The following is a 13,705-nucleotide window of genomic DNA, read 5'->3' on the forward strand; positions in this document are numbered from 1 at the left end:
AATCGATCTATCTGCCGATCGGCAGCAAGCACCGCCTGACCAATCCCGGCAAGATCGATCTGGAGCTGATCGAAGTGCAGACCGGCTCCTATCTCGGCGAGGACGACATCGTCCGCTTCGAGGACGCGTATAATCGAGGGTGAGCTGATAATAGAGGGTGAGCTGACATCTGACCCTTTTCCGCGTCATGGCCGGCCTGGGCCGGCCATCCACGTTTGAGAGGCGCGCGAACCTTGCAAATTGCAACGGCGGCTTGGCGTGGATGGCCGCGACAAGCGTGGCCATGACACAACGCGACGCGATCGTAAAAATCTGCGGTCTGTCCTCACCCGAGACGCTTGCCGCGGCGATCGAGGCGGGCGCCGACATGGCGGGCTTCGTCTTCTTCGAGAAAAGTCCCCGGCACATCGATCTGGAGAGCGCCCGCACGCTCGGCCTTCTCGCGCAGCAGCAAATCAGTAAAGTCGCGCTGACCGTCGACGCCGACGACGCAACGCTTCAAGACATCGTCAGCGCGCTCGCGCCAGATTATCTTCAGCTTCATGGGAAGGAAATGCCGGCGCGGGTTGCGGAAGTAAAAGCCCGTTTTGGCCTGCCCGTGATCAAGGCCGTAGGAGTCGCGACCGCCGGCGACGTCGAGGCGGCCCGCTTCTACGAAGGCGTCGCCGACGTCATTCTGTTTGACGCCAAGCCTGCGCCGAACGCAGCGGTTCCCGGCGGCGCCGGCGTCGCATTCGACTGGAATTTGCTTCGCGGCGTCGCCGCCAAAGACTGGATGCTTTCAGGCGGACTCGATCCAGAGAATGTGGCGGCAGCGATGCGCATAACCGGCGCCCACGCGGTGGACGTCTCGTCTGGGGTCGAGCGCGAACGTGGCGTCAAAGACGTGGCGAAGATCGCCGCCTTTGTGGCCGCCGCTCGGCTTTCATAGCGGCGCGTCAAGGTCTAATAAGGCCGAAATCTCTTCCGAGGATTGCAAGTGAACAAGCCGCTTCCCAATTCCTTCCGCGCCGGCCCGGACGAAAACGGCCGCTTCGGCATTTTCGGCGGCCGTTTCGTCGCCGAAACGCTGATGCCGCTCGTGCTCGATCTTGAAGCGGCATACGAGAAGACAAAAACCGATCCGGCTTTTCACGAGGAGCTCGCCGGCCTTCACAAGCATTATGTCGGGCGCCCCTCGCCGCTCTATTTCGCTGAGCGCATCACCGACTATGTGCGTGAGCGCGCGGGCGAGGGCAAAGGCGCCAAGGTCTATTTCAAGCGCGACGAGCTCAATCACACCGGCGCGCATAAGATCAACAATGTGCTCGGGCAGATCCTGCTCGCGCGCCGCATGGGCAAGAAGCGCATCATCGCCGAGACCGGCGCCGGCCAGCACGGCGTCGCCACCGCCACCGCCTGCGCGCGCTTTGGCCTCGACTGCGTCGTCTACATGGGCGCCGTCGACGTCGAGCGGCAGAAGCCCAACGTCTTCCGCATGAAGATGCTCGGCGCTGAAGTCATTCCCGTGCAGTCCGGCGCGCGCACCCTTAAAGACGCGATGAACGAGGCGCTGCGCGACTGGGTGACCAATGTCGCCGACACCTTCTACTGCATCGGCACGGCGGCGGGGCCGCATCCCTATCCGGCGATGGTGCGCGATTTTCAGTCGATCATCGGCAATGAGACGCGCGTCCAGATGCAGGAGATGGAGGGGCGCCTTCCGGATTCGCTTGTCGCCTGCATCGGCGGCGGCTCTAACGCCATCGGGCTGTTCCACCCGTTTCTCGATGACGCCAGCGTCGAGATCTACGGCGTCGAGGCGGCAGGTCATGGCGTCGATGTGCCGAACGGCCATGCAGCGTCGCTCACCGGCGGGCGTCCGGGCGTGCTGCACGGCAACCGCACCTATCTGTTGATGGATGACGACGGCCAGATTCTCGAAGGCCATTCGATTTCGGCGGGGCTCGATTACCCCGGCATCGGCCCCGAACATTCATGGCTGCATGAGATCGGCCGGGTGAAATATCTAAACGCCACCGACAAGGAGGCGCTCAACGCCTTTCAGCTCTGCTCGAAGCTCGAAGGCATCATCCCGGCGCTGGAGCCGTCTCACGCGCTCGCCAAGGTATTCGAACTCGCGGCGCAGAAGCCGCGCGATCATCTGATGGTGATGAATATGTGCGGCCGCGGCGACAAGGACATTTTCACCGTCGCCGAGCATCTAGGCGGCATGTGAAAGGCGGCGGGAACCCTCTCCCGCTTGTGGGAGAGGGTGTCACCCGGAACGCGTGACGGGTGAGGGCCCTCATCCGACCCGGCTTCGCCGGGCCACCTTCTCCCGCAAGCGGGAGAAGGAAAACGCGCCTATTCATCCAATTTCGAGACGCATCTTTGCGCGATCTCATTCAACCGGCGCCCGCGCTCGGCCTCGTCCGTCACTCCGGCGAGCGCCTTGCTATTGATCGCCTCCTGCGCCGTGCATTGGCAGGCGTCGCGGCACAGCTTGCCTTCGCCGCCCTCTTCAAAACAGCGCGCCTCGCATGAGGCGACGAAATCCGTCGTGTCGATGGCGGGCGGCGCAAGATAGGCGAGCCCCAGAAAAAGCGCGAAGAGCGCCGGCTGATGCGCGAGATAGATGACGAGACTGTGCCTGCCGAGAAAGGGAAGCCATCCTCTCCCCCCACTTGTGGGGAGAGGGCCGCCCACCCCTGCTCTCTCCCGGTAAACGGGGAGAGGGAGTTTTCCCGCCGCGACGCCGAGCAGCAGCGCGCCCGCCCACGGAAAGAGCGGACGCCAGTCCTCGGTCAGCGGCTCGCTGGTCGAAAGTCCGACCCATTGCAGCCAATCGGCATTGAAGACGGACGACGCGAAAAATTCTCCGCCGACAAGAAAGAAAGCGCCGCCCGCGAGCGCGACGGGCCAGGGAGCGAGGAGAAATGGAACGGCGATCAGGCTGGCCAGCGCGATGCAATGCAAAATGCCGAAGAACACATAGGCCTTCGGAAAGGCGACATAGGTGCCCGCCGTCACCAGCGCCGCCGCCGCGACGATGATCGCCAAGCGGCGCCAGAAGGCAGGCCAGCGGATGTGGCTGCGATGCGCCAGCACGAGAGCGACGCCGGCGATAAAGAGGAACGCGAACGCGATCGAGTGGCCGAATAGTTTGACGGGCGTCGACCAGGGAAGATTCGCCGGCGCATAGCCGAAATGCGCGAGATCCCAGATCACGTGAAAAACGATCATCGCCACGACGGCGAGGCCGCGCGCAGCGTCCAGCGCCCACCAACGGCCCTGAATCATCGGCGCGCGGCCGCCGGCGGCGCGCCCTGGAATTTGCTGAACGCCATGTCGGGCGCCGAAAGATTATGGCGCGACGGCAGATGGCGGCCGACCCACACTTCCGTCGCGCTGGCGCCAGGGAAGCGAATGACCGGCGCTTCCTCCCAGCCCTTGCCGCGCTTGCTGCGCCAGGCGACGATGGCCGCGTCGCTCATCGTCTCCATCGCGTACATCGAACGCAGCGCCGCGAAGGGCAATCCGTTCGGCATTGCCTGGCTGAACGAGACGTCGAGCGTCAGGCGGTCCTGGTCGACGCTCTTGATCGAGATGCGGCCTTCGCCGCCGCGTTGGAACTTGAGAACGACGCTGCGAGTTTGCGGCTCGAAAACGATCTCCTCGAGATCCACGATAGGCCGCTCCTGAGTTTCGACCGGACCGACGAGAAAGGACGAGCCATAGGCGGTCCAGCGCATGTCGTCGAAGGGCAGCGGCCGCGCTCGCCAATAGCCGTCAGGCGGATAGAGCACCATGATCTCTTCGGCGCGCTCGCGATGCCACATCCAGAATTGAATGAGATGAAAGCCGCGCTCGACCGAGTCGCCGACGCGGACCGGCACGTCATTCGGCCGCCAGAAGGAGGGAAAGGTGTAGCCGGTGAGCCAAAATTCCGGCGTCTCCCAGAAGGTCTTGCGACGCGCCTGTGAAAACGCCTTGGGATCGACGGTGAGATCGCAGCTCGACCAGTCGGGCGCCCAGCGGTCGGAGGATATGGTGTTGATATAGGAGGGATGCACCGCCTGAATTTGCAGGCTGCGCAAGCGGGGCGAGATGAAGTCGAGCTCGATATTGTCCTTTTCGGCGCAGAGTTCCGGCGCCGAATTGTTCTCAACCCGCACCTGCAGCTCTTCGGCCGCTTCAAGAGGCTCCGCCGAGGCGGAGCCGGCGACGGCCATGCCGCCGGCTCCCAGAAGGAAGCGGCGTCGATCGAAACTTGTGGTCAAGCGGAAGATTCCTTGTCGCTTTTTGCGTCCTTATCGCGCGCGACGGCGGCGCGCGGCAAGCGTCGCGATCCATTAAGGAGCCGCAAAAGGCGAAAACAAGGTGTGCGAGGGCCTGTCTCGCTCAAGACAGGCCCTCGCCTCGGTCAGTCATAGCCTCCGCCAAAGAACAGCGCGAAAGGATCGGGGGTCCCGCGCCCGCCGCCGTAGCTTTGACGGCCGCGCGAGGCTGCATAGGCGACCCCGCCGCCATGCCGCGCGCTACCGTAATAATGGCCGCGCGGCGGCGCGCCGCCGATCGAAATCCTACCGCCTTCATTCTGCACCATTTGATAGAGCATCGCCGCGTGCCCTGGCGACAGGCGCACGCAGCCATGCGAGGCCGGACGGCCGAGCATGCCGGTTTCATAGGAGCCATGAATGGCGTAGCCGCCGCGGAAGAAGATCGAATGGGGCATCGGCGACATGTGATATTTGCGAGAATAATGCATGGCCTGTAGGCCGGTCGGCGCGAAGGAGCCGCGTGGGGTAGAATAGCCGGCGCGGGCGGTCGACACCGGCCAGGAGTAGCTGCCCGATGAAGACTGGACATGCATGGTCTGCGTTGAAAGGTTGATATGAATATGCGCGGTGGCGTTCGCCGCGCCCGTGGCGGCGAAAAGCAAAACAATTGCGGGAGCGATGACTGGAAAACGCATGACGGACTCCTGACGCAACGCGTAAGCGACTGAGCCGGCATTCTTGCGCTGGCTTGGCGCTGCATCAAACTAAATGAAGCGGTAAGGTTTCGCGGCAAGGATAAGGCGCAAAGCTTTTCACGCCGACGCGGCTTGGGAGATTGGCGAGACGCCCATGACAGGTTGCACATCGCGCGCGTTATGCACGGCGCTATTGGGCTTGGCGGCGTTTGCTGCGGCTGGCGGCACGCTAGCGCAGGACAAAGGCACGCTTGATCCCAAGCCCCTGCCGCCGCTCGCCAATCCGTCGAGTCCCGCAACGCCGGCGCGCGAACTCTTTGGTCGCGTCGAGGAGGCCGCGCCGCTTCATCCCGATCCGATCGGCTTCTATTCGCGCGGCTGTCTCGCCGGCGGCGAGCCGCTGCCGATCAACGGCCCCCATTGGCAGGTGATGCGACTGTCGCGCAACCGCAATTGGGGGCATCCCAACCTCATCGCCTTTTTGAAGCATTTCTCGGCGAAAGCGGCGAAAGAGTCGGGCTGGCCGGGCCTGCTCATCGGCGATATGTCGCAGCCGCGCGGCGGGCCGATGCTCTCTGGCCACGCGTCGCATCAGATCGGCCTCGACGCCGACATTTGGCTTGCGCCGATGCCTAACCGCGAACTCACCCGCGAAGAGCGCGAGGAGATGATGTCGACCGACGTCGTGCGCGAGGATCGTCTCGACGTTCGCTCCGATATCTGGAGCGACGGCCATCTTGCCGTGATCCGCGCCGCGGCGATGGAGCCGGCGGTGCAGCGCATTTTCGTCAACGCCGCCATCAAACGCGCGCTATGCCGGGCGGCGCAAGGCGAGAATTGGATGCGCAAGGTGCGCCCGATGTGGGGGCACAATTACCATTTCCATATTCGGCTTTACTGCCCGAACGGCTCGAACTGCCGCGATCAGGACCCGACGCCCGACGGCGACGGCTGCGACGCCTCGCTCGCCTGGTGGTTTCGGGACGAGATTGTGAACGCGAAGAAATCGACGAAAAGCTGGCCGCCAATGTCGATGGCCGGATTGCCCGCCGCCTGCCGCGAGGTTTTGCGCGCGAAATAGGCTTCAGCCGGCGTGGACGCCTGTTCCGACCGGGCAGGAAACGCCGGTTCCGCCGAGACCGCAATAGCCGCCGGGATTCTTGGCGAGATATTGCTGGTGATATTCCTCGGCGTAATAGAACGGCGGAGAATCGATGATTTCCGTGGTGATCGCGCCGAGCCCCGCCTGCGTCAATACCCGTTGATATATGTCGCGTGATTCATTTGCGGCGGCGAGCTGTTCCGGCGTCGAAACGTAAATCACGGAGCGATATTGCGTGCCGACGTCATTGCCCTGGCGCATGCCCTGAGTCGGGTCATGGCCCTCCCAGAAGAGGCGCAAAAGCGCTTCGAAGGAGATCGCCGGCGGCTGATAGACGACGCGCACGACTTCGGCATGGCCGGTTCGGCCGCTGCAGACGTCCTCATAGGTCGGATTTTTGGTCACGCCGCCAGCATAGCCGACCGCCGTCACATAGACGCCGTCGCCGGCCTGCCAGAATTTGTGCTCCGCGCCCCAGAAGCAGCCCATGCCGAACAGGACCTGTTCCGACCCCAGCGGAAACGGCGGGTCGAGCGGGCTCCCATTGACGAAATGGCGCACGCCATGCGCGACGGGCGTTTCGCGGTCGGGAATCGGCCTTAGCAGCCTGGACAGATCGAGTGTGTCGAAGATCGCCATGGCGCCGATATAGTGCGGCGGCCCGCGTTAAACCAGATCGCGCCGCCTTTGGACTTTGGCGCGCCGGACTCTAGCGGCGGGCGTAATAGAGCGGCGCCTGCCGGCGATGGCTGAGCAGGATGAGGAGCGCGCCGACGCCGCCGAAGGCGACGCTGACCGGCGCCGTCATCAGCGTGGTCAGCACCGGGTCCCACAGATAGGCCGAGACATGCTCGACGCTCGACTGCATCGATTGGTAGAGGCCGGGAAAAACCGCCGCCGTTCCGCGGTTGATGCTTGTCACCATCAGGCGCCCGGCGGCGATCGAGCGGGTGCCGTCGACGATGAGGGCGATGAAGCCGCCGGCCAGCAGGAGCAGGCCGATCAGTCTGGTGAGGAGTCGCAGCATGGTCTCTTCGTTCGAATGGCGCGCCGGCAGGAATCGGCGCCTGGAAGAATAGGCGCCGCCGCCGCGCCTGTCCATGCGCCGTTCCTTTGACGGCGAAACGCCGTCCATGCGCGGCGATTGCGTTTAGGGCGCGCGCGAATATATTGCGCGCTTCGCGGAGGGGTGGCCGAGTGGTTGAAGGCGCACGCCTGGAAAGTGTGTATGCGGGAAACCGTATCGCGGGTTCGAATCCCGCCCCCTCCGCCAGATTATGTAGTTATGCTATTGTAATTAAATTGTATTCACGAACATTGAACTCTCGGAGCCAACATTTTAACCCACATTTCTTCCTGGACTTAACCGGATGAATTCGGCCACTTGGGCATGCTGCACAACCGCCGTCCCGTTCAAGCTCTCACTCAGCACTGCCTAGACCGGGTATCGTCCTGATTTGTAATCAGTAGGTCGCGGGTTCGCATCCTGCAACCGGCGCCAGTAAAATCAGTCATTTAGCAGCGGCACTTCTTTGCAAAATCGAACCCAAGCAGCAATAGGTAGCGCCGACGACTCAGGACGTTTTGCACGCCTGCTATCGGGCCGACTCGGCGACGACTTCCGCGAGCTTGTTGGCGGTGGATCGCGGCAAAGGGCCGAGGGAACCAGAGGGAAATCGAGCAGCCGTTTGGGATCTGGCCCCGTGCCGCTCGCAAGGAGCGTTGGGGACGGCCCGGATGGAGCTTAAGCGCAAACACGCAGCATGTTTCTAATAATATGCTTGACGGCGCAGCGGCCCTTGGTTACACACAGCCATGCAAACACGCTGCATGGAGTTCATAAATGGTCCGTCGCCCTACAAAAGCCGAAACCGCTAACCGTCGGTTCACGAAAACCGAGATGCTCGACGAGCTAAAGACGATTTTCCTCTTCGAGGCTGACCACATCGCTTCTGGGGCTGGTAACGAGCAAGCCACCGCATTCATAGGATTCCAGTCCGACCAATACTGGAAGGAAGATCCATCCCGGGTCGACCTTGGTCGATTCCTCATCACAGGCTCATTTGAGGCTGCCTACGACTATGCCTTCCGGCCGAATGTTCTTGACGGGTTCGGCCTCGAGATGATCCAGGACCTCAACACATTCATGCTTGGAACTCCCCGGGCTGGTGGACAAGGAGGAGATGGCGGCGAGACGCATGAGTTCATGAGCGCCGACGGCAAGTGCCAAACTGTGGTCGACGCAATCTGGGCACGTGCGAAGCTCGAACTGGCTGACTACCGCGACGACCTGACGACACGCGAATTAGCGCTGCTGGCGAACATGAGCGAAGGCGCAGTTCGCAACGCACTTTCCGACAAGAGCGAGAACGGGCTTCGCGCCATGCCAGGGTCGAAACCTGTAGCAGTTGCCCATGAAGATGCCCTGCGGTGGCTATCGGGCCGTCGAGGCTTTGTCCCCTCACCGAAGAAGCTGATCGAAGACCGTCCTCTACACGAGCATATCGAGGCTCTAAAAACGGCTGAAGGCCTAGGAAATACTATTAGCAGACTGCTTTGGTCGGCATTCGGTAGTCCCGATCAAGCCCCCACCAAACTCGGCTGGTCAGCCGAGCAGGTGCAGGCGTGGTGCGATGGAACATATCGCTTTGACGGCGAAACGGCCGCCATTCTCGCCAAAGCACTGGATGTCGACGTGCCAATGTTTGTGGGCAAAGCCCTTGAGGTCACTCTTCGCCGCGATCTTCCTCAGAACAAAGGAGGCGAGTGATGACAACGAAACTCAGCGCGCATGCGGCGGCACGCCGGCAGCAGCGTGCAATTCCCGCCTTCATTTTCGAACTGCTGGAGGCTTGCGGAAGCGAGCGTCGTTGCGGGGGCGCTGAGAAGCTCATTTTTGATAAGGCCGCGAGGAAACGTCTCAAACATTACCTCGGCGGAGAGCGCGGCCTTCGTATAGTTGAGCCTTGGCTCAAGGTCTACGCGATCATTGGCGACAACGGCAGCGTTGTGACAATGGCCCACACGTCAAGGCGTCATCGCCATCACTGATGGCCCAACTGCCCGCGTCATCGCTTACAACTCTTATAGAAAGCGCTAATCAGCATGGAACCCGCCAACCAAACATGTGCGAATCTCGTCCAGCACGGCCGCATGGCTTGTGACAGATGTTGGAAGAACGTCGCGACCAACGTTCAAGAAGCCGGTCTTTTTCGCCTCGTGCGTGATCCCGGCCACTGGGGCAGCTCGACCCCCTCGACGCTTGTGCTCGGCGTCAGTAAGGGCAACACACAATCCAATGCCTTCGCGACCGGGCATTTCGATGCTGTGGCGTTCATGAGGATTCGCCACAGATTGCTTCAAGTCTTGCAAACCGTTGGGCTGCTGCAGAACGAAACTGTCGCCGACTTCGAGCATCGTTTTTGTAAAGACGAGCTGGAATACGCTTTTGCCAGCGTAATCCGGTGCTCACTGACGGGCATGGATCGCAAAAAACGCATTCACACGGCAGATAGCCCGAATGTCATTCCCGCTTTCAAGGTGGGTTCGGCGGGCTATCGCTTCACGTCCGCTTGCGTTGATCAACATATTGGGAGATTGCCAGATGCGACGCAACGCGTCGTCCTGCTCGGAAACACGGATGCCTACATCGAGCACTTGAGCGCTGCTATTGGACGCTTGCGCGGAAGCCTTCAAAAGATCAACGATGTTGCTTACCGCGCCGGGAACGTCCTGTTCGTGCATGTATCCCATCCTTCTATGGGGAATGGGCATTTCGGCGACTTTATCCGAGGCGAGGGCACTCCTGGGGAGAAAATGCGGATGGCCCGTGAAGCACTTAAATCAGCATGATCAGGTGCGTAACCGGGTTGCCGCCGCAAAGCTCAGTCCAAACACCCGCGCCGCTTCACGCCGGCTCTTGCCCTCAATGAAAACAAAGCGTCGAACCGCCGCGTAAATCTCCACCGCAAACATCCCCGGCCACCCTCCCGAATCAATGTTCGGGAAGTCAGCCTAAAACTGGCCGGGTTTTACGCCGCCGCGTACAATGGAACAAGCAAAGATCGATAACGCTGACGCGGCCGCCAAGCGGACACAGGCGCCAGCGGGTTGTAACCGCTTGAAAAATGGCCGAGCTATCGGGTAACGAGATCTAACCGGAAAGCCTTACTAGGGCTATCGCAGCTCATGAACGTCAGAACGCCGACGAAGCTCGTCGAATGTCCTTTCGAAGTCAGCATCGACAAGAATCTACACGACCGCTTTTATGACGTCCGCGACGCCATTGCAGTCGCAAAGCGGATCAAAGAGACGAAGCGAGCGGCCGACGTCGAGGTTGTTGACGCGCGCACCAAGAAATTGGTCATCAAGGTCCAATGCTGAACAAATCCTCCCAGGCTAGTGACGGCGCCCTTTCACCCGCCCTCGATCTACGGTGGCGACTATTCCCCGGATTGGCCGCTAAGAGCAGTCCACAAAAAACTGCTTGGGCGAAGGCCATCATAATGGCGCAAATCGGGGCTTTCTCGGCATTGAAGGGGTTTGTCGTCGAAGAGGCGACAAGCCCGCATCGATCAAGGACGTTCATATGGAAAGCATTATTGTTGGCCGCTCCGCGAAGAGAGCCGTTGTTTTGGCGACAATTCTCGCGGCTTCTCTGCCGCTATATGGCTGCTACACGCCGGCAGAACGCGCACTAGGCGGCGGGGTCATCGGCGGGCTTGGCGGCGCCGGAATTGGCGCCCTCGCCTCCGGAGGCCTTGCCGGTCCGACACTGGCCGCAGGTGCGGTGGGAGCTGCGGGCGGAGCGATCATTGGAGCCGCTACTGCGCCGCGCCCCTATTGGCGGCGTCGCCATTACTATTATTAAAAAAAACGTCCTGTTATAAGCGCGCGACCCTCCCGCCGCCAATCATCACGTCGCTCGGGTCCGTCATCGCTGGCATGGCTCGACGGCCGCTCGCCAAACCGCGCTGCCGGACGATTATTGGGCGGGCGCGCTCTGGAGCGCGTGACGGCTCGATATCGGCCTCATATTATCGGCACCCCGACACATGAGCCGGCGACCATGCTCGTCTCCCAATTCCCTGGCGTTACGACGCCTCCAAAATATGAATCCGAGTTCCTGCGGTTCATGAATCCGCTGCTAGATGTGTTACGCGAAAAAGGCGGCCAAGCTCGGCCGCGTGAAATCTACGACGTGATTGCGCAGAGGCTCAATCTGTCCGACGAGCAACGAACAGCCACGCTGAAATCCGGTTCACTGAAATTCGAGAACCAAATTGCTTGGGCGCGTTCCTATCTCGTCAAAACTGGTTATCTGGATTCTCCCTCTCACGGCATCTGGCGGCTCACCGACAAGGGCAAGGACGCCCATCTCGATGGGCCTGACATCGATTCAATTTTCCAGCGCGTTTTGGAAATGAAGACGCTCTCTGCGGCTGGCAAAGAAACGGCGTTCATCCACGACTCTGCGGCCGAGAAGGAGCCCGTCGCCATAGGCGAAGAAGATGAGGCGATTGCGCCGTCGCCGCAAACCTCGCCATACAGTGATCATCGGCCCGCGCTCATTGCTTTGATTGGCGGCATGACGCCCGCCGGTTTCGAGGAATTCTGTTCGGAATTGCTGGCCCGCGTCGGCGTCGAGGATGTGCAAACGACGCGCTATGCCAAGGACGGGGGCATTGATGGAATCGGCCGGTTGCGGATCAATGAATTCGTCTCCCAGCCGATTGCCTTCCAAGCGAAGAAATTCGACGGCTCGGGCCGCAAGGTGTCGTCGGAAGAGATACAGCGCTTTCGCGGCGCTATCGGCGGACACATTGCCAAAGGCATTTTCTTTACGACGACGAGTTTTTCTGAAGACGCCAAGCGCGAAGCGAAGGCACTAGGAAAAGTCGAAATCGAACTGGTCGATCTCGACCGGATATTAGAGATTTGCGAAAATTACCAAATTGGATTGAACGAACAAAAAATCCTAGTCGCCGAGCCATCATTCTTCGAGCGATTCCGCAATTAGGTGGCTTTGTGCAATGAGGGATTATCAACTCGATAATCGCCATATTAAAGCCCGCCATGCGGCTGTTCCCGACAGCAACCCCTGCTTTCGTCTCCGGGTAAAGCGCCTCGAAAGGTTCAAAGATCGGGTCAGCGCGGTATCGCGGCGATTCGATCAAGCCCGACACTCTCGCGTCGGGCTTGATGTCGTTGCGAATGCCGCCCCTACGCGGCGTTCCGCTTTCGGAACAGCCGCTTGCTATCCTTCATCGCAGCAACGCGGTAAGGAGCGGCGGGGGTATGGAAATGCATGAATTCCCGTGTTTTCAGCTTGTTTTGTAGCATTGTGTCAAAGCTTAAACTGAACTGAAGAGCCAAAAAAATGACCGAAGGAAACTGAATGCCCATTTTGCAATGGCTGGATCGGGAGAAGCACGTCAAAGCCGCCGAAGCTGTTCCCTACCGCCTGCTTGAGGCGGACGACACTCACAGCGCAGGAGACGCTGAATCTCCGAATATGCTGATTCAGGGCGACAATCTCGAAGCCTTGAAAGCCTTGCTTCCCTACTACGCCGGGCGCGTGAAGTGCATCTTTGTTTGGCCCCGAGGCCGCCGTCGAAACCAGCTTCGCTTTCGAGTTCGATTTTACGCCGACCGGCTACGCCCCGCATTGGACGTATATCGGCACCCCCTACCAATTCCAGAGGCACTATTACGCCACCGTGGGGGAGCTGGAGAACAAGGGCGAGGAATACGAATGCGCCAAAGCCATCGACATGACTGGCAAGGTCAAGCATTGGGTGCGTAACCTCGAACGCCGTGGTTTTTGGCTGCCCTTGGCGAAAGGCAAATTCTATCCCGACTTCGTGGCTGAGCTGACCGACGGGCGCATTCTGGCGCTGGAACACAAGGGCAAGGTCTATGCAACGAACGACGACAGCAAAGAGAAATGCAACGTCGGTGCGCTTTGGGAAAAAAAGAGCGGCGGCAAGGCGCTGTTCCTGATGACCGTCGTCGAAACCGGCAGACCCCCCTTGTTCGATCAAATCGCCGCGAAAATTGGCGACGAGACGCTTGCCGATATTGGCCGGTCCTACAACGTCAGCCACAGCACGATTTCGAGGCTCAAAGCATGATTTCCGATGACCAACTATCCGGCCTTCCTTCTGATCCCGAACTTGCCTTCGTTCAATTTGAAGAAATTCTCAGGCAAAAAATGCAAGAGTGGGAAACTGAAGAGCACCGGAATAATGGTGATTTCGATGCGGACACGTATCGCCTTGAATACATGAACAAAGTCGCGGCAGCGGCAAAGGCATACGGCATCGAGGCTCTTTCGGCCCTCGAAATTCCCAAACTTGGCAGCAACCGAATAAGCTTTATCGACGCATACAGACAATTCCTTGCTGATGTAGATCACGTCACTATCCAGATTCGAATTCATGCGGCCATTGCCGACAGAGAGGGAACAGTTGGTCTCGACGGTATTGAACGCACTAAAATACATCACTTCATCCAGCAAATTAGCCCATCTTATTCAGCGAGGCGGTAATTTTGGGCTGGCGGATGTGGCGTAAAGCGTTGATTTAGCGTATTAATTAGTTGCTTACGCTGATCCCTCGCGCCATCGCATCACAGCCACACCCGCC

At 60.2% G+C, this 13,705-nt stretch carries 16 protein-coding genes and 1 tRNA gene; 12 read left to right on the top strand and 5 right to left on the bottom strand.

What is annotated here, in order from left to right; translation table 11 throughout:
- The 3 genes from QZ964_RS05580 to trpB form a co-directional block, all read left to right on the top strand.
- Window positions 1–143: hypothetical protein (locus QZ964_RS05580; RefSeq protein ID WP_292529776.1), on the top strand; the 143-nt coding region annotated here is incomplete at its 5' end.
- Between the two features lie 140 nt (window positions 144–283).
- A complete protein-coding gene (locus QZ964_RS05585; RefSeq protein WP_292529734.1) occupies window positions 284–931 on the top strand; it encodes a phosphoribosylanthranilate isomerase in 648 nt (215 codons plus the stop codon).
- A gap of 48 nt (window positions 932–979) precedes the next feature.
- Entirely contained in the window at window positions 980–2,218 is a 1,239-nt protein-coding gene (trpB, locus tag QZ964_RS05590; RefSeq protein WP_292529736.1) for a tryptophan synthase subunit beta, read from the top strand.
- 128 nt (window positions 2,219–2,346) lie between these two features.
- On the opposite strand, the gene QZ964_RS05595 is transcribed toward trpB, so the two are convergent.
- From QZ964_RS05595 to QZ964_RS05605, 3 genes are all read right to left on the bottom strand, one after another.
- The gene (locus QZ964_RS05595) at window positions 2,347–3,282 is read right to left on the bottom strand and encodes a heparan-alpha-glucosaminide N-acetyltransferase (RefSeq protein WP_292529739.1); all 936 of its coding nucleotides are present in this window, start codon (window positions 3,280–3,282) and stop codon (window positions 2,347–2,349) included.
- Complete coding sequence (locus QZ964_RS05600; RefSeq protein ID WP_292529742.1) at window positions 3,279–4,262, bottom strand: hypothetical protein; 984 nt, start codon at window positions 4,260–4,262, stop codon at window positions 3,279–3,281. The genes QZ964_RS05595 and QZ964_RS05600 overlap by 4 nt, the downstream gene beginning before the upstream one ends.
- Before the next feature lie 143 nt (window positions 4,263–4,405).
- Window positions 4,406–4,957, bottom strand: a complete 552-nt coding sequence (locus QZ964_RS05605; RefSeq protein WP_292529745.1) for a L,D-transpeptidase — start codon at window positions 4,955–4,957, stop codon at window positions 4,406–4,408.
- Window positions 4,958–5,111: 154 nt separating this feature from the next.
- Here QZ964_RS05605 and mepA point away from each other — a divergent pair, with 154 nt between their 5' ends.
- On the top strand, window positions 5,112–6,038 hold the full coding sequence (mepA, locus tag QZ964_RS05610; RefSeq protein WP_292529748.1) for a penicillin-insensitive murein endopeptidase: 927 nt from the start codon (window positions 5,112–5,114) through the stop codon (window positions 6,036–6,038).
- Window positions 6,039–6,041: 3 nt separating this feature from the next.
- Here the strand turns inward: mepA and msrA are convergent, their stop codons facing one another.
- Window positions 6,042–6,698: a peptide-methionine (S)-S-oxide reductase MsrA gene (gene msrA / locus QZ964_RS05615; RefSeq protein ID WP_292529751.1), complete on the bottom strand. Its 657-nt coding sequence runs from the start codon at window positions 6,696–6,698 to the stop codon at window positions 6,042–6,044.
- A 70-nt stretch (window positions 6,699–6,768) separates the two neighbouring features.
- On the bottom strand, window positions 6,769–7,161 hold the full coding sequence (locus QZ964_RS05620; protein ID WP_292529753.1) for a hypothetical protein: 393 nt from the start codon (window positions 7,159–7,161) through the stop codon (window positions 6,769–6,771).
- Window positions 7,162–7,242: 81 nt separating this feature from the next.
- Here QZ964_RS05620 and QZ964_RS05625 point away from each other — a divergent pair.
- From QZ964_RS05625 to QZ964_RS05660, 8 genes are all read left to right on the top strand, one after another.
- Window positions 7,243–7,332, top strand: a tRNA-Ser gene (locus QZ964_RS05625).
- A gap of 570 nt (window positions 7,333–7,902) precedes the next feature.
- On the top strand, window positions 7,903–8,829 hold the full coding sequence (locus tag QZ964_RS05630) for a hypothetical protein (RefSeq protein WP_292529756.1): 927 nt from the start codon (window positions 7,903–7,905) through the stop codon (window positions 8,827–8,829).
- A 335-nt stretch (window positions 8,830–9,164) separates the two neighbouring features.
- Complete coding sequence (locus tag QZ964_RS05635) at window positions 9,165–9,911, top strand: hypothetical protein (protein WP_292529759.1); 747 nt, start codon at window positions 9,165–9,167, stop codon at window positions 9,909–9,911.
- Window positions 9,912–10,247: 336 nt separating this feature from the next.
- The gene (locus QZ964_RS05640; protein WP_292529762.1) at window positions 10,248–10,442 is read left to right on the top strand and encodes a hypothetical protein; all 195 of its coding nucleotides are present in this window, start codon (window positions 10,248–10,250) and stop codon (window positions 10,440–10,442) included.
- Between the two features lie 205 nt (window positions 10,443–10,647).
- Window positions 10,648–10,929, top strand: coding sequence for a hypothetical protein (locus tag QZ964_RS05645; protein WP_292529765.1), 282 nt, complete (start codon window positions 10,648–10,650; stop codon window positions 10,927–10,929).
- Window positions 10,930–11,127: 198 nt separating this feature from the next.
- The gene (locus QZ964_RS05650) at window positions 11,128–12,078 is read left to right on the top strand and encodes a winged helix-turn-helix domain-containing protein (protein ID WP_292529768.1); all 951 of its coding nucleotides are present in this window, start codon (window positions 11,128–11,130) and stop codon (window positions 12,076–12,078) included.
- Between the two features lie 571 nt (window positions 12,079–12,649).
- Window positions 12,650–13,192 (top strand): hypothetical protein, encoded by a 543-nt coding sequence (locus QZ964_RS05655; protein ID WP_292529771.1) that lies wholly within the window; start codon window positions 12,650–12,652, stop codon window positions 13,190–13,192.
- Window positions 13,189–13,608, top strand: coding sequence for a hypothetical protein (locus QZ964_RS05660; RefSeq protein ID WP_292529773.1), 420 nt, complete (start codon window positions 13,189–13,191; stop codon window positions 13,606–13,608). The genes QZ964_RS05655 and QZ964_RS05660 overlap by 4 nt, the downstream gene beginning before the upstream one ends.
- Window positions 13,609–13,705: the final 97 nt, after the last annotated feature.

The organism is Methylocystis sp., from assembly GCF_021731785.1.
Classification (GTDB): domain Bacteria; phylum Pseudomonadota; class Alphaproteobacteria; order Rhizobiales; family Beijerinckiaceae; genus Methylocystis.